At 64.9% G+C, this 21,440-nt stretch carries 9 protein-coding genes; 2 read left to right on the plus strand and 7 right to left on the minus strand.

The features are described from left to right. Positions 1-406: 406 nt before the first annotated feature. From GA0061099_RS29385 to GA0061099_RS29395, 3 genes are all read right to left on the minus strand, one after another. On the minus strand, positions 407-1,705 hold the full coding sequence (locus GA0061099_RS29385; RefSeq protein ID WP_036001610.1) for a lysine N(6)-hydroxylase/L-ornithine N(5)-oxygenase family protein: 1,299 nt from the start codon (positions 1,703-1,705) through the stop codon (positions 407-409). A 22-nt stretch (positions 1,706-1,727) separates the two neighbouring features. Then, the gene (locus GA0061099_RS29390) at positions 1,728-2,789 is read right to left on the minus strand and encodes a GNAT family N-acetyltransferase (RefSeq protein WP_036022212.1); all 1,062 of its coding nucleotides are present in this window, start codon (positions 2,787-2,789) and stop codon (positions 1,728-1,730) included. 177 nt (positions 2,790-2,966) lie between these two features. Continuing rightward, complete coding sequence (locus GA0061099_RS29395) at positions 2,967-4,664, minus strand: cyclic peptide export ABC transporter (RefSeq protein ID WP_050995851.1); 1,698 nt, start codon at positions 4,662-4,664, stop codon at positions 2,967-2,969. 222 nt (positions 4,665-4,886) lie between these two features. Between GA0061099_RS29395 and GA0061099_RS29400 the strand changes: the two genes are divergently transcribed. Next, positions 4,887-6,020 (plus strand): siderophore-interacting protein, encoded by a 1,134-nt coding sequence (locus tag GA0061099_RS29400; protein ID WP_141697690.1) that lies wholly within the window; start codon positions 4,887-4,889, stop codon positions 6,018-6,020. After that, a complete protein-coding gene (locus tag GA0061099_RS29405) occupies positions 6,017-6,868 on the plus strand; it encodes an ATP-binding cassette domain-containing protein (protein WP_081492873.1) in 852 nt (283 codons plus the stop codon). Before GA0061099_RS29400 ends, GA0061099_RS29405 begins: the two co-directional genes overlap by 4 nt. 6 nt (positions 6,869-6,874) lie before the next feature. On the opposite strand, the gene fhuB is transcribed toward GA0061099_RS29405, so the two are convergent. The 4 genes from fhuB to GA0061099_RS39435 all read right to left on the minus strand — a co-directional run bounded on the left by fhuB (position 6,875) and on the right by GA0061099_RS39435 (position 21,438). After that, positions 6,875-8,881 (minus strand): Fe(3+)-hydroxamate ABC transporter permease FhuB, encoded by a 2,007-nt coding sequence (fhuB, locus tag GA0061099_RS29410; RefSeq protein ID WP_199751052.1) that lies wholly within the window; start codon positions 8,879-8,881, stop codon positions 6,875-6,877. Next, positions 8,868-9,704, minus strand: coding sequence for an ABC transporter substrate-binding protein (locus GA0061099_RS29415; protein ID WP_050995850.1), 837 nt, complete (start codon positions 9,702-9,704; stop codon positions 8,868-8,870). Before GA0061099_RS29415 ends, fhuB begins: the two co-directional genes overlap by 14 nt. Before the next feature lie 177 nt (positions 9,705-9,881). Continuing rightward, positions 9,882-10,862 carry an alpha/beta hydrolase gene (locus GA0061099_RS29420; protein WP_036022205.1) on the minus strand — a complete coding sequence of 327 codons (981 nt, stop codon included), beginning with the start codon at positions 10,860-10,862 and terminating at the stop codon, positions 9,882-9,884. A 4-nt stretch (positions 10,863-10,866) separates the two neighbouring features. Continuing rightward, on the minus strand, positions 10,867-21,438 hold the full coding sequence (locus GA0061099_RS39435) for a non-ribosomal peptide synthetase (protein WP_083235135.1): 10,572 nt from the start codon (positions 21,436-21,438) through the stop codon (positions 10,867-10,869). Positions 21,439-21,440: the final 2 nt, after the last annotated feature.

Here is a 21,440-nt window from a genome sequence, read left to right on the forward strand (position 1 = left end):
AATCTCGAGGAGGTAGTGCATGCGCGTCACGGGCTCTCTGCCAACCAACGCCGCAAGCGGACTGTGAACCAGAATGCCTGCAATTCGCTCAGGGAGAAGGCTTTGCCCCTGCTTGGGAACGAGAGCTTTCCTCACGGTCAATTCCAGCTAGACTTTCAGAAATTCCAAGATCGTTCTAAGAACTCCTCTAGCAAAGCCAATCGGCGTTGTCTCACACGTACACGCTGCGGTTGATCTCGATTAGACAGGTTCTAGATCGGGGAACCCCAAAGCGACAGCGGAGCACGCCTGCAGGGTGACCGCGAGAACGCCGGCTATTGTGTAATGAGAACGGGACGATTCGTGATGCGTTTCAATCTCCATCCGCGCAAGGCTTTTGGAGCTGCGATCTCTCCCGGATCGTGTTCTAGGCGATGAGTTCCCGGCGCGAGATTGTCGAGAGCAGAGACTCCGCAATCTCCTGCGACCGCACGGCAATCACCGAAAGCAGCGTGTCGCTCAGACCGTGAGAGGATTCCGAATAGCCCTGGAGGTGGATCTGCGGCCGGAACGCCGGATTGATCACGAGCCGGTAGTTGCGATCCAGCGCTGCATCGCGAATGTAGCGACGGATCGGTTCGAGAAACCCGTGCGGCGTCTCCCTGTCGTATCCCGTCGCCAGCACGACCACGTCATAAGTCGAACGACGGTTTTCGCCGCGGAACTTGTCAATCACGCCGATCTCGATGCCGTCCGGTCCCGCATCCACATTGGAAATCTCGCTGCGGGGACGCAACATGACCCTTGTGTCGCCACCGACGCGCTGCTGGTAGAGCAGCCGATAAAGCTGGTCCAGCAGGTCGGCATCGACGACGGCGTAGTTGGTGTTCCGGAAGTTGCGGACGATCGCATCCCGCCGCTCGGCAGGCTGCGCGTAGACGAAGTCCGTATAGTCGGGGTTGAAGATCTCGTTGACGAAGGGACTGCTGTCGGACGGCTTGAGAGCATGGCCGCGGAAGATCAGATCGATATGCGCTTCGGGACATCGGCCATGAAGATCGACCGTTACCTCGGTCGCGCTCTGTCCGCCACCGACGACGGCCACACGCACGGACCGGCCGCGCGGGACAACGCGCTCGATCAGGTCGAGATAGCGGCTGGAATGCAGCAGCCTGCGATCGTCGGTAGCCTTGGCAAACACCTGCGGAACATAGGGCTGGCCTCCAACCGCGACCACGAGATTTCGCGCCAGCCGCACGGTCTCCCCGCCGGCGAGCGAGCGCGAATGCACCCGCAACGACGTCACCGTCTGCCCGGCCGTCACCGGCTCGACGGCGACGATGGTCTCGCCGTAAGCGGCCTGCGACTTAAAATGGCTCGCCACCCACTGCAGGTAATCGTTGAACTCGACCCTGCTCGGATAGAACGTCCGGCAGTTGATGAAATCCAGTAGGCGGCCGCGCTTATGCAGGTAGTTCACGAAGGTGAAGGGACTGGTCGGATCGCGCAAGGAGACCAGATCTTTGAGAAACGATATCTGCATGTCGCTGCCCGGAAGCAGCATGCCGCCATGCCAGGTGAAGTGCGGCTGCTTCTCCACGAACAGCGGCGTGCATTTCAGCCGTGATCGCTTCGCGCATTCGTCCAATGCGATGGCGAGCGCGAGATTGGAAGGCCCGAATCCGACGCCAATGACGTCGTGCTCGATCGCAAGTTGATGGGACATGAAGCCGCGCTCCGCTTGCGCTTTAAGACGAGACCGTTGGGCCGGCGGCTGCCGGAAGCCAAAGCCGATCGCCGAAGAAGCGCTCGCGCAACAGCATGACCAGGGTCGCGCGCTTATGGGGAAAGTTGAAGTTCTTGATCTTTGCGAATCCCGAGCGCTCGAGATTGCGAAGCTGCTGCGTATGCGCCGCCGCCGGCTCCCCGACGATCCGCTGCGTGCGGCAATCGTCGAGGAACATGTAGTGCATCAGAGACGGCAGCCACGCGCTGATGTAACGAGCGCCGCGAAAAGCGTCCTCGCCCACGACCACGTGCCATCCCCGGTCATAGTCGTCGGCATCATAGAACGGCGCAATGCGATTTTCCTTGGCCCAATAGAGCTCGAAATAGCCGAACGGCTGCTCGCCGAAGCAGCCGATCAACGGCAGCATATGAGGATCGGCCAGAATGCCGGCCAGATATCGCCGATGCTTGTCGAGATCGCCCGCCTCGTTCCAGAATGCATCGACGCGAGGATCGTTCATCCAGCGGTGCAACAAATGGAGGTCATTCTCGAGATCGGCCACGCGAAACGAGATGACCTCCGACAGCCAGGGAATGAAACGACCGTACACCTTTCCCGCCGGCTTTGCGGCGCGGCGCGGATGACGCTTGTCGTCCGTCATGACGTGGAGTTGCGGCAATGGCGGTCGCCCGGGGTTGACCAGCCAGTTGTCCCGCCGCTGCATCACCAGTTCGGGCAGCAGCACCAGTCGCCCCTCGGACATGATGGCAAGACCACTCTCGGTCAGCTCTCGTGCAAGCGGCGCTCTCCCAGCGAAGTCCAGAACAAGCCGATCGGCGCCAGGTCGCCAGGCAAACAGCGCCTCGGCGGACGCCGACACCGCCCGTGCCGCAACCTCGCGGTCGTCCGAGGCATTCAGGATATCGAGGTGATCGACGCGCTCGCGCAGACGCAGTTCCAACGCGGTCACATCGGCGGCGACGACGCGAAGGCGATCGCCCTCCTGGAAAACGGTCTGAGCGGAATATGGGCCGACCGGGAACGCACGAGGTCCGGTCCCGGAATCCGAAGCCTTGTTCATCCGGCCCTCGCATCTCGATCATCGCTGAGGCGTGGTGTAGATCACTCGCCTACAGGCTGACAAGGAATGCGCGCACACGCAGATTAGATTCTCTACAAATCTGACGGCCTGTCGCAAAACGGGATCGTATGCCGTCATTTGTGCGACAGATGGCGCCAGCGGCTCGCTACATTGTGTCTAAAGCGGCGCATCGGTTGGAACTGCGGAAGGCCCAGCGACGTTGCTGGCCCTTGCCTCGCTTGCGACGATCTTGCCGTCGCGCAGCCGCACCAGATGATCCGCAATCCCGAAATAGCGATCATCGTGTGAGATCACGATGATGGTCTTTCCGAGACGCTTCAGATCGGGCAGCAGCTCCGTATAGAAGATGTGCCGGAACGCCGGATCCTGATCCGCGGCCCATTCGTCAAACACGAGCACGGGTCTTTCCTCCAGCCATGCATTCATCAGCGCCAATCGCTTGCGCTGTCCGCTCGACAGGTCCGTCGTCGTGAACACGCCGTTCTCGACCGAGACCTTGTGCGCGACCTCCAGCCGCTGGAGATAGCGTTCCGCCACATCAGGAACCACGCCCTCTCCACGAATGAGATCCTCAAACAGATAATAGTCGGAGAAGATGGTCGTGAAGAGCTGGCGGTAATCGTCGCGTGTCTCCGTCAGGACCGGCGAACCGTCGCGCAGCACGGCGCCGCCATGCGGAGCATAAAGGCCCAGCAACAACTTGATCAGGGTCGTCTTTCCACTGCCGTTCTGCCCCACGATGAAGACGATGTCGCCTTGCCGAACGAACAGATCAACCGGCCCGAGGACAAAGGGATCGCTGCCCGGCACGGCGCGAAAAGCATAGGTTACGCCGCGGAGCTCGATGGATTCGATGGCGGTCTTGCCGGGTGCAGCGGGCGCACTGGCCAGCAGATCGTGCTCGGGGCTCGAGAACTGCCCCGAGAGCTCCGCAATGCGGCGCATCGCGACCTGGGCGCGACCGAGCGCCGGCAGGATGCCGATGACCTGGTCAATAGGCCCGCGCATAAAGAGCAGCACCAGCACGAACCCGCTGGACACCGCAGCGGGACTGTCGGGCCACAGGAACGGTCGCAAGGTCAGCGCCACGCCGATCACGACGAAGAACAGCATCGTCCCGAACGCCCGCGCCGTCACGAACAGATTGATCGACCTGATCTGCACCGAGCTGATCCGGTCGACGGTCTGCTGGAGCTGCTCGACATAGACGCGCCGACGGCGCACCCGATTGAGGCGCAACTCCTTGGCACCTTCGGCGATCGCGCGATATTGCTTGTGCAGCTGATCTTCGGCCTCTCGCGCGGTGCTGAAGCCGCGAACGCCGCGCGTCCTCGCATATCCATGCGCCAGCGATCCCAGCACGATGACGACTCCCGTGATCAGGAAAAGCTGCCAAGACAGCACCGCCAGGTAAACCATGCAGCCGAGCGCGATCACGAGCGACACGAAAAAGGACGAAAAGAAGAACGCGAAATCGCTGATCGTGTCGACGTCCTGCGTGAGAACCGGGATCAGGCGATGCGTCCGGTAGATTTCGAGCTGATCGATCGGCGCAGCCAGGATTTTGGCGGCGAGCGACTTACGAAGCTCGGCGATGATCCGCTGTCCGACAAAATTGGCGCTGATGTCGGCGCCAATGGAACCGATCAGGATCAGAAGGCACAGGCCAGCGAAGGCGAAAAACAGCGTTACCACGTCGGCCTGCGTGGCATAAAGCCCATGATTCACGACCGCGAGCAACGCCGCGACGGAGGCACCGCCGACCACTCCGAGAACGCTGCCGCCGAGCACGAGTGGCCAGTAGGGCCGCAGGAGCTGCAGGATCTGCGTCGTCAGGCCGCTTCGTGAGTTCATGATGAGAGCCGCGCTGGAGGAGACCTGAAGCGAACCTATATGGCCGGACAAGCCGTGCCGAAGTGATGCGAATACATGATGGCAGCACCGCAACTCCAGCGGTTATTTTCGCTGCTCTTTCGATGGATTCTAATTTGGGATCGGCAATGCCTTTAATATGATGCGGGTAGTATCGCTTTTGCATCGCAGCCGGCGAGCGAGCAGGATTTTTGATCCAGAGCCGTGCCAGGCCGCGACATCCGGACATTTGAAGCGCTTGCAGGCTGGCATCGGACAGGCCGGTGGAGAATGAGTTTGGACTTGCTGATCTCCGAAACCCGCATCGCGCTTCCCGACGCCGCCGGCCTCGCCGCGCGGATGATCGATCATCTGGCCGAGCATGACATCGCCTTCGAGGACCGGGACGGTCTCATGGTGGCGAAACTGCCGTTCGGCACCAGTTTCCTCGCCGTCGAGGCCGAAGCGCTCAAGATCCGCGTCGAGGCCAACGACAAGGGCAATCTGGAAATGCTGCGCTCGGTCGTCGCCTCGCATGTGATCGAGTTCGCGGGAGACATTGCCCCAACCATCATTTGGTCAGGTCACGAATCCAACGGCGGCACGCTGGCCAATTTCCGTGAAGTGCGGCTGAAGGCCGCGATCACCCTGACGCCGCACATGCGGCGGCTGACCTTCACGGGCGACGATATCGCCCGTTTCGTGAATGACGACGACCTGCACGTGCGCCTGTATTTTCCGCCCGAGGGCCTCGCCAAGCCCGAATGGCCGTGGCCCGCGCCCGACGGACGTATCCTGTGGCCGGAGCCCGACCGCAGGCCCGTCACCCGCTATTACACGATCCGCCGCATCGAGTTGCAGAGCCGCGAAATCGACATCGACTTCGTAGTCCATGATCATGCCGGGCCGGGCTCGGCGTTCGCCGTCAACGCGACGGCCGGCGCCATCTGCGGCATGGCTGGCCCGCTCGGCCGGGGCATTCGTCCGGCGCGCTGGATGCTGCTGGCGGGCGACGAAACCGCCCTGCCCGCCATCGCGCGAACTCTGGAGACGCTGCCCGCGACAGCGGCGGGTGAGGCCTTTATCGAGGTCGCAGATCGGCGCGAGGAAGTTCCGCTGGTCGCCCCGGTCGGGGTAGCAATCCGCTGGTTGCATCGCGAGGGCCGTCCAGCCGGGACGACGCAGCTCCTGATCGACGCCGTCAAGGCGGTGCGATGGCCGCACCATCAGGACGTCTTCGCCTGGATCGCGTGTGAGGCGCAGGCGCTGAAGGCCCTGCGCAACCATCTGCGCGATGAGCGAAAGCTTTCCCGCGACCAGCTTCTGGCCGTCGCCTATTGGAGCCTACGCCAACCATGACGATCCAACACGCGCAGACGAGCGAAAGGACGCTCGCCTTGCCCGACGTCACGCAGGCCTCACTGGAAGCGCCCGCCCCCTTGTTCCAGCTCGACAAGGTCGGCTTCGCGGTGGCCGGGCGCGCGCTGCTCGAACCGCTGACGCTATCTCTTCCCGCACGCAGCGTCGTCGGGCTGATCGGCCATAATGGCTCCGGCAAATCGACCTTGCTGAAATTATTGTCGCGCCAGCAGCCGAGCTCGTCGGGAACGATCCGTTTCGAAGGCCGCGCACTGCGCGCCTGGAGCGATCGGGACTATGCCCGCAAGGTCGCCTACCTGCCGCAGCAGACGCCGCCCGCCGCCGGCATGCTGGTCAAGGAGCTGGTCGCACTCGGTCGCTATCCCTGGCACGGCGCGCTCGGACGGTTCGGTGACATCGACCGCGAGAAGGTCGCAAACGCCATGGCGTTGACCCATATCGAACCCTTTGCGGATCGCCTGGTCGATACGTTGTCCGGCGGCGAGCGCCAGCGGGCGTGGATCGCCATGCTGGTTGCGCAGGATGCCGAGTGCCTGCTGCTCGACGAGCCGACCTCGGCGCTCGACATCGCTCATCAGATCGAAGTGCTGTCGCTGGTCAGGCAGCTCGCCCGCGAGCGCAATCTCGGCGTGATCGTGGTGCTCCACGACGTCAACATGGCCGCCCGCTTCTGCGACGAGATCATCGCGCTGCATTCCGGGAAGCTGATCGCGCGCGGCACACCGGACAAGATCATGACGCCGGCCGAGCTCGAAACCATCTACGGCATCCCCATGGGCGTGATGCCGTCGCCGGACCATGGCCATCTCATCAGCTTCGCGCGGTGAGCGCCGTCAACCGCGCTGCGGGCGCAGCAGCCAGATGAGATAGGGTCCAGCAAGCATCATGGCGAAGATGCCGGCGGGCATCTGGAACGGGAAGATCACCATGCGTCCGGCCCAATCCGCCGTGACCATCAGGATCGCCCCGATCAACGCGGCCAGCGCCGCCTGATGCAGCGCGCGCTGCGCCCCCATCATCCGTGCCATATGCGGCGCGATGAAGCCGACCAGGCTCAGAAGACCAACCATCAGCGTGGCCGTCGCCGTCAGCAACGCCGTCAGCAGCATGATGATGACGCGGCTCCGCGTCAGCGAGATGCCGATCGAACGCGAGGTCGCAGGCCCCAGCGGCAGGATATCAAGCCAGCGGGACAGCATTGGCACCATGATCAGCAGAACGAGCGCCGCGGCGGCGAGGATTGCGGCCTCGGCCGGGCCGATCTGGTAGAGCGAGCCTGTCAGCAGCGACAGCAGCGTGCCGATGCGGGGATCGCCGGTCGCCAGCGCCATGGCAATGATCGCGCCGAATGCCGCGCTCATGGCGACGCCTGCCAGCAGCACGCGCTCCGGACTGAACTCGGACCGCCGGCTGAACAGCAGCACCAGCGCCAGCACGATGAAGGCGCCGATCCCGGCCGCTGCAATCTGCTCCAGCCGGGTGTGGGCGGGAAAGAGATAGAGCAGAACGATCACGCCCATCGCGGCGCCATAGCTGATGCCCATGACCTCCGGCGCGGCCATCGGGTTTCCGGTCATCCGCTGCAGCAGCGTGCCGGCGACCGCCAGCGTCGCGCCCGCGGCCAGCGCCGACACCACGCGCGGCCAGCGCCACGGCCAGAATTCCTGCAAGCCCGACAGGCCGCTCCAGCGCCAGCCGTCGGAGCCGACGCCGAGGGCCAGCGCGATCCAGACGGCGAGCAGCAGCAAGACTAAGGCCAAAAGGATCTCGCGCCAGGGATGATCGAGCCGCGCCGGAGCGGATGGCGTGAGGTTTCCCATCGGCATGGTGGCTCGCAGCCGTGGCAGCAGCACGAGCAACATTGGCGCGCCGATCAGGGCCGTCACCGCACCGGCCGGCATTTCGCGATAGCCGGGCGGGATCAGAAGCACGAGCTGATCCGTCAGCCACAGCAGCAGGGCGCCGCAAAGTGGCGCCCAGATCAGCCGGTCGCGAAAGCGGCGCGCGCCTGACAGCATGACGATGGCCGGCGCGGACAAACCGACAAATCCCATGACGCCGACCACGCTGACGACCGACGCGCTGAGCGCGATCGCGATGACGAGCGCGAAGACCCGGGCCCTCGTCAATCCGAGGCCGAGATTGCGCGCGGTCTCGTCGTCGAAGCCGAGCAGGGTCAGCGGACGAACCATCGCCGCGATCAGCACGATCGAAATCAGCAGCCGCGGCGCCAGGAAGGTGACGTTGCTCCAATCCTGCTGATTGAGGAAGCCGGCGCCCCAGATGAACAGACCGATCAGATATTCGTGGTTGAGCAGCACCAGCGCCTGGGTGGTCACCGCGCAGTAGTAGCTGACGATCAATCCAGCGAGCACCAGGACGACGGGCGACAGCGCACGCTTCCAGGTCAGCCCGAACACGCACAGGAACGCAGCGAACCCGCCGCACAGCGCAATCCACTCGCGGCCGAAGGCCAGCAGCGACGGCGCCCACAGGGTCGTCACGGCCAGCGCAAGATAGGCGCCGTTCAGGACGCCGATGGTGCTCGGCTCCGCAAGCGGATTGCGCAACACCTGCTGAGAGACCGTGCCGGCAAGACCGAGGGCTGCGCCGGCCAGCAGCGCCACTGCGATGCGCGGAAACACGGTGTAGTGCACCAGCATCTGCTGGGGATCGGTGACCTCGGGCCGCCACAACACCGGCAGCCAGGCGCCTGCGGGCAGATATCCGGACAGGTTCCGCCAGGTCAGCGCGGCCGCGGCTGCCAGCAGCAAGCCGATCAGCACCGCCGGATGCATCTCCAAGCCGGACCGGGCCGGCAGTGCCTCAACCTTGCTCATGGCTTTCCCGCGGCAGACGTTCGGCGAGAAGGCGGGCGAAACGTTCGGCCGCCGGCACGCCGCCATAGAAGAACTGGTTACCCAGGACCGTCAGCCGATGCGACCGAAGAGACGGCAGGGTTTGAAGCACAGGGCTTGCCTTCAGCAGCGCTTCGACATCGGCGACCCGCGAGGTCATCAACACCAGCCGCGCGTCCGGAACCGCGGCGAGCACTTCGAGCCCAACACTGGTATGGCCCCATGGGCCGCTCTGTCCCGTCCAGGCATTCTTCAATCCGCACCGATCGAGCACCTCCTGATAGAGGCTGTTCGGTCCGAACACGAGCGCGCGGTTGCGCGCGATCTCGCTGACGAGATAGAGCGGCTTGCCGCCGCGACCCTGGAGCCGCTCACGATAGCCGGCCATGGCGACGTCGAAACGGGCGAAATAGGCTTCGCACGCCGACTGCACTCCGAGACGTTTGGCAAGCTCCAGCGTCGAATGGCGCGCCGTGTCGAGAGGATGCCCGCCGGGTCTGAAGATCGTAAACGTTTCGACCGGCGCGATCAGCTTGAGCCGGGGGACGGCGGCCGCAATGCTGGGGTCGATGACGATGATGTCGGGCGCGAAGCTCTGCAGCAGTTCGAGATTTGGCTCCGAACGCAGACCAATTTCCTGAACCGCGGACGGAACGGGCGGCTCGACGACGAGCCGGCCATAGCGCTCGATCTCCGGAATCACCAGCGGCACAACGCCGAGCGCCAGGATCGTCTGGGCACAGGCCCAGCCGAGCGCGGCGACCCGGGGCCCGGATTGCGATCCAGCGGTTTGGGCAAACGCCATGGGCCATGGACCCGCAAGGGCCGTGCCTCCGATCGCTGCGCCCGCGCCGAGGAGCGCACGGCGGGACAGCCTATGGTCTGGAATAGACGTGCTCATGGGATCCGTTCAGGCGCCTCTCGCAGAGAGGCCGCGAGAGATGATGATCATGACATACTTTGGCTCACGCTGCATTCCATGTCAGGCCGCCTTTTCGCCAGCGGCGAGAAAGGCCTTGGCCAGCGCCCGCCCGATCGCCGCCCGCGCCTGCAAGGCATCGGCCACGACATTCCCCATGCGAAGGAATTCATGGATCATGCCGGGATAAACGTGCAGATCGACGGGAACACCGGCCGCCGCCAAGCGGGCTGCATAATCGTTTCCCTCGTCCACCAGCGGATCGAACTCGGCGAGGACGATGCATGCGGGAGCGAGGCCCGACAAATCATCCGCTGCGAGCGGTGCGAAACGCCAATCGTCGCGATCCGACTCGTCGCGGAGATATTGCCGGAAGAACCAATCGACGGTGCTACGCTCCAGAAGATGGCCGGTACCGTAGCGCTCGTAGGATGCGGAGCTTTGTCGGGAGCTGAGACCGGGATAAGCGAGAACCTGAAGCACCGGCGGCGGAAGGCCCGTGTTTGTCCTCGCTTCGATCGCGAGCGCGGCGGCAAGCGTTCCGCCGGCGCTGTCGCCGCCGACGGCGACCCGGCGGGGATCGAGCCCGATCGCGCGGCCCTCGAGGCCGATCCAGGTCAGCGCATCGACTGCATCCTCGAAAGCGGTCGGAAACTTGTGCTCCGGTGCGAGCCTATAGCCGACCGACAGCACGGCCGCACCGCTGTCCTCGGCGAGGCCGCGGCACAATGGCTGATGCGAATCGAGGCTGCCGACGACGAAGCCGCCGCCGTGCATGTAAAGAAGAACAGGAATGGGAGTGCGTTCGCTCGGCTGCGCGCTCGCATAGAGCCGCGCCTCGATGATCGCGCCATCCCGCACCGGCAGCGACAAACGCCGTTCGTAGGCGAGCGCCGGCGGATCGACGTCGAGCAGCGGCGAGGACGCATCGAAATCGGCCCGCGCCTGCGCAGCAGTCAATTGCGGAAACGGAACGCGCGCGCCGCTTTCGGTGCCGGCCTGCACCATCTCGAGCAATGCCGCGATATCTGGATCAAGACTCAAAGACTTACTCCGCTGGCTCCGGGACCGTATCCTGCGCGATCGTCGACGCCTCCGCCGGCACGAGCAGACCGCAGATCTCATCGAGCAGGCCGGCATCCCTCAGGATCGTGAAATGGTTGTCGCCGACGAAGCCGCGATCGACCGCCTTCGGCATCTGCGATTCCAGCCGATCACGCTGTGCCAGACGGGTCGAGGTCCACCAGCAGAGCGGCGTGGCTTCCAGGCCCCGCGGCAGCGCTGTGTTCTGCGCCAGCCTGTTGAGGTGCCGTCCGACTGCGAATGCAGCGGACAAATCATCGGCGCCGAGCGAGGCGTCGTTCGCTCTCACGCTCCTGCTCTGCTCCACAACAGAGGCGACCAGATCGCGGATGCGCTCCGGCGTCTCCGGCAAATCAGCGCGTTTCGCTGCCTCGACCTGCGCCTTGATGCGAGAGGCCGCAGCGCTCGGAAGAACCGCGGACAGCAATCCTGCGAGATCGTCGGCCCAGTGTGCCATCGACTCCTGCCGGTTCGGTCCGTCCGGCTGCCGCGGCACGAAGCTGTCGACCAGCGCGAGACGATCGACGCGCTCACCGCCGCGTTCGAGCTCGGCCGCGACGAGACCGACCAGCAGTCCTCCCAAGGACCAGCCGACCAGGCTATAGGGACCGCGCGGCTGCATCCGCCTGATCTCGGCCGCGTAGTCCACGGCCATGGCTTCGAGGGAGGCGTCGGTCCACGAGGGATCGACCAGCATTCTCGATTGCAGCCCGATCAGCTGCCGGTGCCCTTCGAGGCGGCGCGCCAGCGGCCCGTAGTCGAACACGGTGCCGAAGCCCCCATGCACAGCGAAGACCGGGTTCACGCCGCGAACCGCGGCATTCAGCGGCAGCAGCGCCGATGGCGCGGGTGCGACGGCGGACGCCGCGGTGGCGCTGCCGGCGAGCAAGGCGCGGATCGTCGGCTTCTGAAGCAGATCGCGCAGCTTGATCTCGATCCCGAACGTCTTGTCCTGACGGACCCGCGCCACGACCTTGAGGCACAGGATTGAATTGCCGCCAAGCTCGAAGAAATTGTCGGTGACGCCGACCTGCGGCACCTCCAGGATCTCGGACCACAGGCGCGCCATTGCAATCTCTGCCGGGGTTCGCGGGGGGACGAAGCTCCGCATCGACGCATCGGGAGCCGGCAATGCACGCCGGTCGATCTTGCCGCTCGACAATGTCGGCAACCGCTCCAGCACCACGATCCGAGCCGGCACCATATAGGCCGGCAGGACGAGCTTCAGGAAACCGGTCAAGCGCTCGACCAGCGTCTCGGCCGCATCAGGCGCGGCGTCATCTGCCGCCTTCGGCGCGACATAGGCAATGAGCTGATTTCCGGCTGCACCCGGCACCGCCACCACCGCGGCCTGCGCGATTGCCTCGTGACGGAGCAGTGAGGTCTGGATCTCTCCGAGCTCGATCCGGAAACCGTTGACCTTGACCTGGTCATCGCTGCGGCCGAGATATTCGACGGTGCCGTCCTCGCGCCACCGCGCCAGATCGCCGGTGCGGTACAGCCGCGCTCCCGGGGCCGACGAGAATGGGTCAGGCACGAAGCGCTCTGCGGTCATACCGGCCTTGCCGTGATAGCACCGTGCCAGCCCAAAGCCGCCGAGATAAAGCTCGCCGGCGACGCCGGCGGGAATAATGTCGAGCGCGGCATCGAGAATGTAGGCACGGCGATCTCCGACCGGCACGCCGATCGGCGCGTAGGGCGTGTCGCATTCCGACGCGCCATCGACTTTCCAGACCAGCGGCGTGACGACGGTTTCGGTCGGACCATAACCATTGATCAGAATGCGTGGCTTGAGAACGCGCCTGACCTTGTCGAAGCCCGCCTTCGGCATCGCCTCGCCGCCGAACGAGTAGAGCTTGACCGGCGGTGGATTGCCGCTCTGCTCGACGCAATCGGCGACCTGCTGGAGGTAGGCCGGCGGCAATCCGATATGGCTGACGCGATGGGCGTGCAGGTTCTCGACGGTCTGTTCCGGCGTCCACAATTCGGCGTCACGCATCAACAGCCGTGCGCCATGCGACAGAACTGTGAGCCAGCGCTCATGAGCGCCGTCGAAGGCCAGCGATAGGAAATGCAGCTCGCAGGAGCTTTCGTCGATCTCGTAGAGGCTGCCCGTGACGCGACAGTGCATCGCCAGCGGTCCGTGGGCGACAGCGACGCCCTTTGGCGTCCCCGTCGAGCCCGAGGTGTAGATCAAATAGGCAAGGTTCTCGTGGTGCAGTTCGGGTTGGGGCGGATGGTCGGGTCCCGCGTCGAAATCGAACGTGAGCAGCGAGATTGTTTCAACGCCATCCGGGCTGCCATCGAAATCGAGCCGTCCCGCCAACAGGAACGCGATCGCGGCATCGCTCATGACGAACGCGCGCCGCTCAGATGGCAGCTCGGGATCGAGTGGAACGTAGGCTCCGCCTGCTTTGAGCACGGCCAGCAGCGCGATCATCGTGACGCCGGTTCGCTCGACCACTACGCCGACGCGCTGCTCGGGCTTGAGCCCCCGGGCGATCAGGTGATGCGCCAGGCGGTTGGCCCTGCGCTCGAGGTCTCCGAACGAGAGCACCGAGCTGCCGATGGTCAGCGCCGTCCGCTCCGGATAACGCCGCGCATGGCTGCTGATCGCCTCATGCACCAGCGGCAGGGGAGCGCTTGACGTCGCGTGCCGATTGCAACGATCTGCAAGAGCGGCATCGAGCTCCGTGACGGGATCGATGCTACCAAGCAAGGCCGCGGCATCCCGCGTCAGCTCCGCCAGCAAGTGCTCGAACTGCACCTTGATCTGGGTCGCCTGCACCGCGGTGAAATGGCTCGGCATATAGGTGTATTCGACCTGAAGCGTGTCTTCGACCAGCACCGAGAGGTCCATCGGATAGTTCGTCACGTCGACATTCTTCAGACCGCTGAACTGCAACCCGCCTGCACCGCGGTGCATGCTGCGTTCGATCGGATAATTCTCGAAGACGATGATGCTGTCGAACATGGTCTGACCGGCGCGGCCGGCCCAGCCCTGGATGTCATAGAGCGGCGTGTGCTCGTAGTCCCGGATCGCCGAATTGCGGTCCTGCAGCGCGCGGAGCCATTCACCGATCGGGCTTTCGGGCGGAATCGTATCGATCACGGGCAGCGTGTTGATGAAGAGCCCGAGCATCTGCTGCGATCCGTCGAGACCGGCCGGACGACCGGCCACGGTTACGCCGAATGTGACTGTGTTCTGGCCCGTATAGCGTTGCAGCAGCAGCGCCCACACGCCCTGGACGACGGTGTTCAGCGTGATCCGTTCGCGGCGCGCGAACGCCTTCAGCTCCGCGGTCGCGGCCTCTCCGAGACGCGTGTAACAGCGTTCGTGGCCGGATGCCTGATGGCGGCGCGCGCCGAAGGCGTCGGCGAGCTGCGTTGGCTGATCAAAGCTCCTGAGTTGTTCACGCCAGAAAGCTTCGGCAGCCTTCGCGTCCTGCGCCTGCAGCCAGGCGATATAGTCGCGGTAGCGCGTCGCGTTCGCGGCAGCAGCGCCGCCGTAATAGCACTCCAGGACTTCTCCGACGAACCTTGCCGAGCTCCAGCCGTCCATCAGGATGTGATGATAGGTCCAGATCAGCCGATACAGGTGGTCCTGGAGGCGCAACAGCCGCACCCGCTGGAGCGGCGGCCTCTGGAGATCGAACTCGGCGGCGCGCTCATCGGCAAGAGCCGCCGCAATTCTTTCATCACTGATCGCCTGCCCCCGCCAGTCCTCCTGTGCGAACGGCACGATGGCGTCGCGATAGACGGCTTGCAGCGGGGAGCCGGAGAGCTCACGCCAGAGGAAGCCGGTCCGCAGCATCTGATGACGCGCGCTCACCTCGCGCCACGCTGTGCCGAGCCGTTCCGGGTCGAGGCCCCGGATCTCGACACTGACCTGATTGACATAAACGCCGCTGCCAGCATCGCGCAGGCTGTGAAACAGCATGCCCTGCTGCATCGGCGACAGCGGATAGACGTCCTCGACGCGGCTCCAGTCCAGACCGAGCCGTTCGAGCTGCTCACTGGAGAGTCCCGCCAGCGAGCCACGCTCCGATGCGGGGTCTTCCTTATCGGGCTCGACATCTCGGGACGACGCAATCAGCAGCTCGATGGTTTGATGCCGGAACACGTCGCGCGACTCGATGAGCACGCCTTCGCGCCGCGCGCGGCTCACCATCTGCAGCGAGATGATGGAATCACCACCGAGCTCGAAAAAATTATCGGTGACGCCGATGTTGGGCTGGCGCAGCAGATCGGCCCAGATCGCGGCCAATGCAGCCTCCGCCGGCGTGCGCGGCGCGATGCGTTCTGACTCCGCGAGCTGATCCGGCGCCGGCAATGCCTTGCGGTCGATCTTGCCATTCGGCGTCAGCGGCAGACGCTCCAGCACCACGATCCGCGCCGGGACCATGTAGTCGGGCAGCACCGAGGACAGCGCCGTTTTGAGCGCCGCCCCATCCAGCGCTTCGCCACTGACATAGCCGACCAGCTGGCGGCCGGTGCCGGCCTCGCGCGCCACCACCACGGCCGCGCGGACGCCCGGCTGCGCCTGCAGCCGCGCCTCGATCTCGCCGAGCTCGATGCGGAAGCCGCGGATCTTCACCTGGTAATCGGCACGGCCGACATAATCGAGCACGCCGTCGGATCGCCACCGCGCCACATCGCCGGTGCGGTACAGCCGCGCCCCCGGCGGACCGAACGGATCAGGGATGAAGCGCTCCGCCGTCAGGGCGCCGCGCTGCCAATAGCCGCGGGCGAGCCCGCTCCCGCCGATATAGAGCTCGCCGGCGACGCCGACCGGCGCGAGGTTGAGGTCACCGTCGAGAACGTAAAGCGTGGTGTTGCCGATCGGGCGGCCCAGCAGCGGACGATCATCCATCGCATCGAGCCGATGGCGCGCCGACCACACCGTGGTCTCGGTCGGACCGTACAGGTTCCAGACTTCGCCGGCTTGCGCCACCAGCCGCCGCGCCAGATCCGGCGGCAGCGCCTCGCCGCCGCACAGCACCCGGCAGCTCGCCGGCAGCGCAGGGCCGTCATGATCGAGCAGCATCCGCCAGGTCGACGGCGTGGCCTGGATCAGGGACACGCCATGCCGCTCCACGATCGCCTTGAGCTTGGCAGGATCATGCGCGGCCGCGCGATCCGCCAGCACGACGCAGGCGCCAATCGTCAGCGGCAGCCAGAGCTCAAGCACTGCGATGTCAAAGGACAGCGAGGTCAGGCCAAGCACCCGGTCGGCGGCCGTCATGCCGGGCTGCTCCGCCATGGTCGCGAGGAAGTTTGTCACGGCGTCGTGGCGAACCATCACGCCCTTGGGCAGACCGGTCGAGCCCGAAGTGTAGATCACATAGGCGAGGCTCTCACCGTGAACGGCGACATCGAGATTGGCGGCATCGCTGCCCTCGCCGTCCTGTCCATCAACGAGCCAGGCTTCTGCGCCAGTCTCCGCCAGTATGTCTGCGAACTGATCGTGCAATCCCTGTTGCGTCAGCACCAGCGCCGCGCCGCTGTCGCGCAGCATATGCGCCAGCCGCTCCGGCGGGTAATCCGGATCGAGCGGCAAATAGGCCCCGCCGGCTTTTAGCACCGCCAGCAGCGCGACCAGCATCTCGACGCCGCGGTCGAGCGCCAGCCCGACCACGATTTCGGTCCCGACGCCGTGATCCCGCAATCGTCGCGCCAGCCGGTTGGCGCGCGCATTCAGCGCGGCATAGCTCAGCTCCGCCTCGCCGAACACCAGCGCGATCGCCTCAGGTGACTTCCGGACCTGTGCTTCAAATTGCTCGATCAACGACTGTCGCCGATCATGCGCCTGCGTCCGGTTCCACGTCTCCAGCAACAGCTGCCGCTCGTCTGGGGGCAAAATGTCGAGCTGCCGGACCGGCGCACGCGGCGCGCGATCCAGCGCATCGGCCAGTTGATCGAGTGCCTGCTGCATCATGGCGCAAATGCGATCGGCCGAGAACGGATGGACGATCTGGGCGGTCAGGCCAAGCGCCTGGCCATAATCCTCGACCGCCAGCATCAGGGGATAATTGGTGCGTTCCTCGCCCCCGAGCCATTCGATGCCGGTGCTCTCCCTGTTGGCAGCCAGATCCGCCGGCATTGCATTGTGCCGATAGTTCAGGACCGCGCTGAACAGAGGCGCAGGTGCCGTGACGCCGCTGCATCGCTGCGCGAGCGCCAGGGAGGCGTGCTCGTGTGCCATCAGTTCGGTCAGCCGGCGATGCGCATCACGAACGCTGTCCTCGACCGCAGCGTCACCAAGATCCAGCCGCAACGGCAAGGTGTTGATGAACAAGCCCATGGTGCGATCGCCGCCCGCGCCGGCGTGCATGCGGCCGAACAGGACGGTCCCGAACACCACGTGCTCGCGCCCGCTGGTTCGCGCCACCACCTGCCCCCAGGCGAGATGGCAAAGGCTGGCGAGGCTGACGCCCAACCGCCGCGCCTGCACACGAAGCCTTGCGTTCAACCCTTCAGGCAGCATTCGCCGGGCTTCCACGACGCCACCGCCGTCGCCGTGCACCCGGTCCAGTCCAAACGGTGTGGTCGGCTCGTCGATGTCGGCGAGCATGCCGCGGAAGAAACGCTCATGCTCCACGGTCGCCGCCGATCCGCGCGCCTGTGCCACCAGATTCCGGAACGGATAAGGCGGCGGCAATTCGTGGCTCCGCCCGGACAGGATCTTCCCGACCTCGTCGTGCATCACTTCGAGCGTGGAGTGGTCGCCAATCAAATGATGCAGCAGGACCAAAAGCAGCCAGCGCTCTCCACCCGGATCGGCCGCGACCGCAAATCGCAAAAGCGGCGGCCGTCCGAGATCGATCCGATGCAAACGCGGATCGAATCGTCGCGCGAGCTGCTCATCCCCAGGGCCTTCGCCATCCAGCACGACCTCGTCGACGACCAAGGACGCCTGCCGCCAAACCACCTGTGCCGGCGTGGACAGTCCGCTCCACACGATAGACGTTCGCAGAATGTCGTGACGGGCGACCACCTGCCGGACCGCGTCGAGATAGCGATCGAGCAGGTCGCGGCTGGCAAATGCCATTCGGCCGACCAGCAGATAGGGATCGCCTTCCTTCGACAGCAGGTGGTGGAAGAGAATGCCATCCTGAAGTGGCGAGAGGCCGTAGACATCCTGGATGTTGGCGACGCCGCCAGGAACGTCGGCCACGATGCTGTCGATGTCGGATTGCGTCAACGTGATCAGCGGCAACAATTCCGGTGTGATCGCCGTCGTCTGCCGGGTGATCTGATTGACCGGAACGTCGGCTTCTACGCCGCCATCGAGGCTGGCGGCAAATTCCGCCAGCACCGGCTTCGCGAACAGCATGCGCGCATCCGCCCTCAGCGCATGCCGCTGCAATCGCTCCAGCATGCGCACTGCGAGCAGCGAGTGGCCGCCGAGCTCGAAGAAGTGGTCACTGCGTCCGATCCGATCGACGCCCAAGAGCTCGGCCCAGATATTTGCGACAATCTGCTCGACCTCGCCTCGCGGCGGTTCGAAACGGCGCCGCGCATATGCATCGTTCTCCGGCGCCGGCAGCGCCTTGCGGTCCACCTTGCCATTCGGCGTGAGCGGGAGTGCATCGAGACTTACGAACGCTGACGGCACCATGTAGTCCGGCAGACACGCACGCAGGTGATCGCGCAACGCGCTGGCAAGCTCTCCGCCATCGCGCCTTACGCCCCCCCTAGCGGCCACATAGGCGACCAGCCGCATGTCGCCGCCATGATTGCGCTGCACCAGCACGATTGAATCGGCAACGTCGGCGTGCTCGTTGAGCCGAAACTCGATCTCACCGAGCTCGATGCGAAAGCCGCGGATCTTGACCTGGTAGTCGTTGCGGCCGAGAAACACAATGTTGCCGTCCGGGAGATAGCGGCCGAGATCGCCGGTGCGGTACATGCGCGCATCCGCATCGCCGCGGAAGGGATCGCGCACGAAGCGCTCTGCCGTCAGATCGGCGCGATTGAGATAACCGCGAGCGACTCCGACCCCGCCGATGTAGATTTCGCCGACGGCACCGAGCGGAACGGGCGCACCGAACCGGTCCAGGAGATAGATCCGCGCATTCGGCAGCGGACGACCGATCGGAGCCGCGTCGTCGTCAAAGTCCCGATGCCGCAACCAGCTCGTGGCGCAGACCGTTGCTTCCGTCGGCCCATAACCGTTGAAGACGGCAATATCAGGAGGCAATCCCTTGACCAGCTCGGCCCTGGGCAATTCACCGGCAAGAACGAGAACCCGCAACGAGGCGAGCCGTTCGAGATCGGTCCGCCCGTGCAGCATCGCCGGCGGCAAGGTCGCATGCGTGATCGCATTGTCCGCGAGATAGCCGAACAATGCCGCGGTGTCCTGATGCTCGCGCGTGCCGGCCAGAAACAGCGCGGCGCCCGAGCACAGGGCCATGACGATTTCCCAGATGCTGGCATCGAAGCTGAGCGAGGCAAATTGCACGACGCGACTGCTCGAATTGACGTTGAACAACGCCCGCTGCGCCAACGCCAGATTCACCAAGCCACGGTGCTCGACCATCACCCCCTTCGGCCGACCGGTCGAGCCGGACGTGTAGATGATGTAGGCGAGGCTTCGCGCAGTCAGTCCTTCGAGAAGATCACTCGGATCCGACGTCGCCTGCCCCGCGTCTGCGTCGGGGTCGACGATCTCGCAGGTCCCATCTGGAATGATCGCGCGTCCTGTGGCGTCTGCGATCAGCAGGCGCGGCCTGGCATCGTCGACAATCTGACGTAGCCGCTCCGCAGGATAAGCGGGATCGAGCGGCAGATAGGCGCCGCCCGCCTTCAGCACGGCCAGCAGGCTCACCACCATTGCGATGCCCCGCGGCAGGCAGATCGCAACGGGCTGATCCGGCACCACTCCCAACGTGATCAAGTGCCGCGCAAGCCTGTTCGCCCGCGCATCGAGCTCGCTATAGCTCAGACGAACGTCCTCGTATGCCAGCGCAATGGCGTCCGGCGCCCTTCTCACCTGCTCCGCAAACAGATCTTGAATGCAGCTTTCGGAGGGAAACGGCGTGGCCGTCTCGTTCCAAGTGTCGAGAACGCGCCTGCGCTCATCGGCACCAATGATATCGATCCGGTCGACCTCCTGGTCCGCATCGGAGATCATCGCCCGCAGCACGGTCAACAGATAGCCCCGATGGCGCGTGATCGTCGCTTCGTCGAATAGCGACGTCGCATAATTCAGGGAGCCGACAATGCGCCCGTCCATCTCGCCGAGATTGAGCTCGAGATCGAACTTGACCTGTTGCAGCGGAATATCAGCGACCTCGGCTTTGAGGCCGGGCAACTCGAGAGGCCCCCTCTCGTTGTTTTGCCAGGCGAACACGGCCTGGAAGACCGGTGTCTGCTCCGGCCGTCGCAGCGGTTGGACGATCTCGACGACCTGCTCGAACGGTAGGTCCTGATGATCCTGCGCCGCGAGCGCCGCCGCGCGCACGCGGCGGAGCAGTTCGGCCACGCTGGGCTCCGCCGAGAGATCAACGCGGAGAGCCAGCATGTTGACGAAGAATCCGATCAGGCCCTCGATCTCCGGCCTATTTCGGTTGGCCGTCGGAGTCCCGATGACGATATCGGTCTGCGAGGAGAGTCTCGACAACACCACTGCCCAGGCCGCCAGCACCGTCATGAAAGCACTGGCGCCATGCGACTGACTCAGTCGCCTGATGCCGGAGGCCAGCTCCACATCGATCTCGATCGGCAGGGACGCCCCGGCGAGCGACCTGATTGGCGGACGCGGCCGATCCGTCGGCAATTCAAGCACGGCAGGAGCGTCCGCGAGTGCTTCTCGCCAATAGTCGACCTGCCGCTGCAAGCGTTCGCCCGACAGCCATTGCCGCTGCCAGACGGCATAGTCCGGATACTGGATTGCCAATGGCGGCAGAGGATCGTCCTTGCCGGCGGCGAATGCCCGGTAGAGAGCGCCGAGCTCGCGCATGAGCACGCCGATCGACCAGCCATCGGAGACGATGTGATGCTGGGTGAGCAAGAAGAGATGCTCTCCCTCCGCCATCCGGATCAGGCGACCGCGGACCAACGGTCCTGCGGCGAGATCGAACGGCGTCGCGGCCTCCTCGCGGCAGAGGCGCGCCAGCTCCTGCTCGCGATCGTCCCGGCTACTCAGATCATGCTCGAGCAGCGGCACACGCGCATCCGTGGGCAGCAGCACCACGCGCGGCTGTTCGTCCACTACGCGAAAGACGCTGCGCAGGGCTTCGTGGCGCGCGAACACACGGTCGATGCTGCGACGCAAGGCTTCGAGATCGAGCTCGCCCGTAAGCCGCAATGCTCCGCGAATGTGATAGCTGGAATTCGTACCATCGAGCTGCGTCAGCAGCCAGAGCCGCTGCTGCGCAAAGGACATTTCCAACGATCCGCTCCGCGCCACCACCGGAATGGCACTGGCGCCACTCCTGTCGGCACTCCGGCCGCGATCCCTGGCCAGCGCGACGAGCTTTCTCATCTGCTGGGGATCCAGATCGCGTAAGCTCGGCTTTGCCGTGTCAGCCATGC

The sequence above is a fragment of the Bradyrhizobium yuanmingense genome (assembly GCF_900094575.1).
GTDB classification, from domain to species: domain Bacteria; phylum Pseudomonadota; class Alphaproteobacteria; order Rhizobiales; family Xanthobacteraceae; genus Bradyrhizobium; species Bradyrhizobium yuanmingense.

Excerpts from the sequence above, each read along its gene's own strand:
- GA0061099_RS29385 (WP_036001610.1), bottom strand. The coding sequence starts at position 1,705 with ATGTCCCATCAACTTGCGATCGAGCACGACGTCATTGGCGTCGGATTC.
- GA0061099_RS29405 (WP_081492873.1), top strand. The coding sequence starts at position 6,017 with ATGACGATCCAACACGCGCAGACGAGCGAAAGGACGCTCGCCTTGCCC.
- GA0061099_RS29415 (WP_050995850.1), bottom strand. The coding sequence starts at position 9,704 with ATGGCGTTTGCCCAAACCGCTGGATCGCAATCCGGGCCCCGGGTCGCC.
- GA0061099_RS29395 (WP_050995851.1), bottom strand. The coding sequence starts at position 4,664 with ATGAACTCACGAAGCGGCCTGACGACGCAGATCCTGCAGCTCCTGCGG.
- GA0061099_RS39435 (WP_083235135.1), bottom strand. The coding sequence starts at position 21,438 with ATGGCTGACACGGCAAAGCCGAGCTTACGCGATCTGGATCCCCAGCAG.
- fhuB (WP_199751052.1), bottom strand. The coding sequence starts at position 8,881 with ATGAGCAAGGTTGAGGCACTGCCGGCCCGGTCCGGCTTGGAGATGCAT.
- GA0061099_RS29390 (WP_036022212.1), bottom strand. The coding sequence starts at position 2,789 with ATGAACAAGGCTTCGGATTCCGGGACCGGACCTCGTGCGTTCCCGGTC.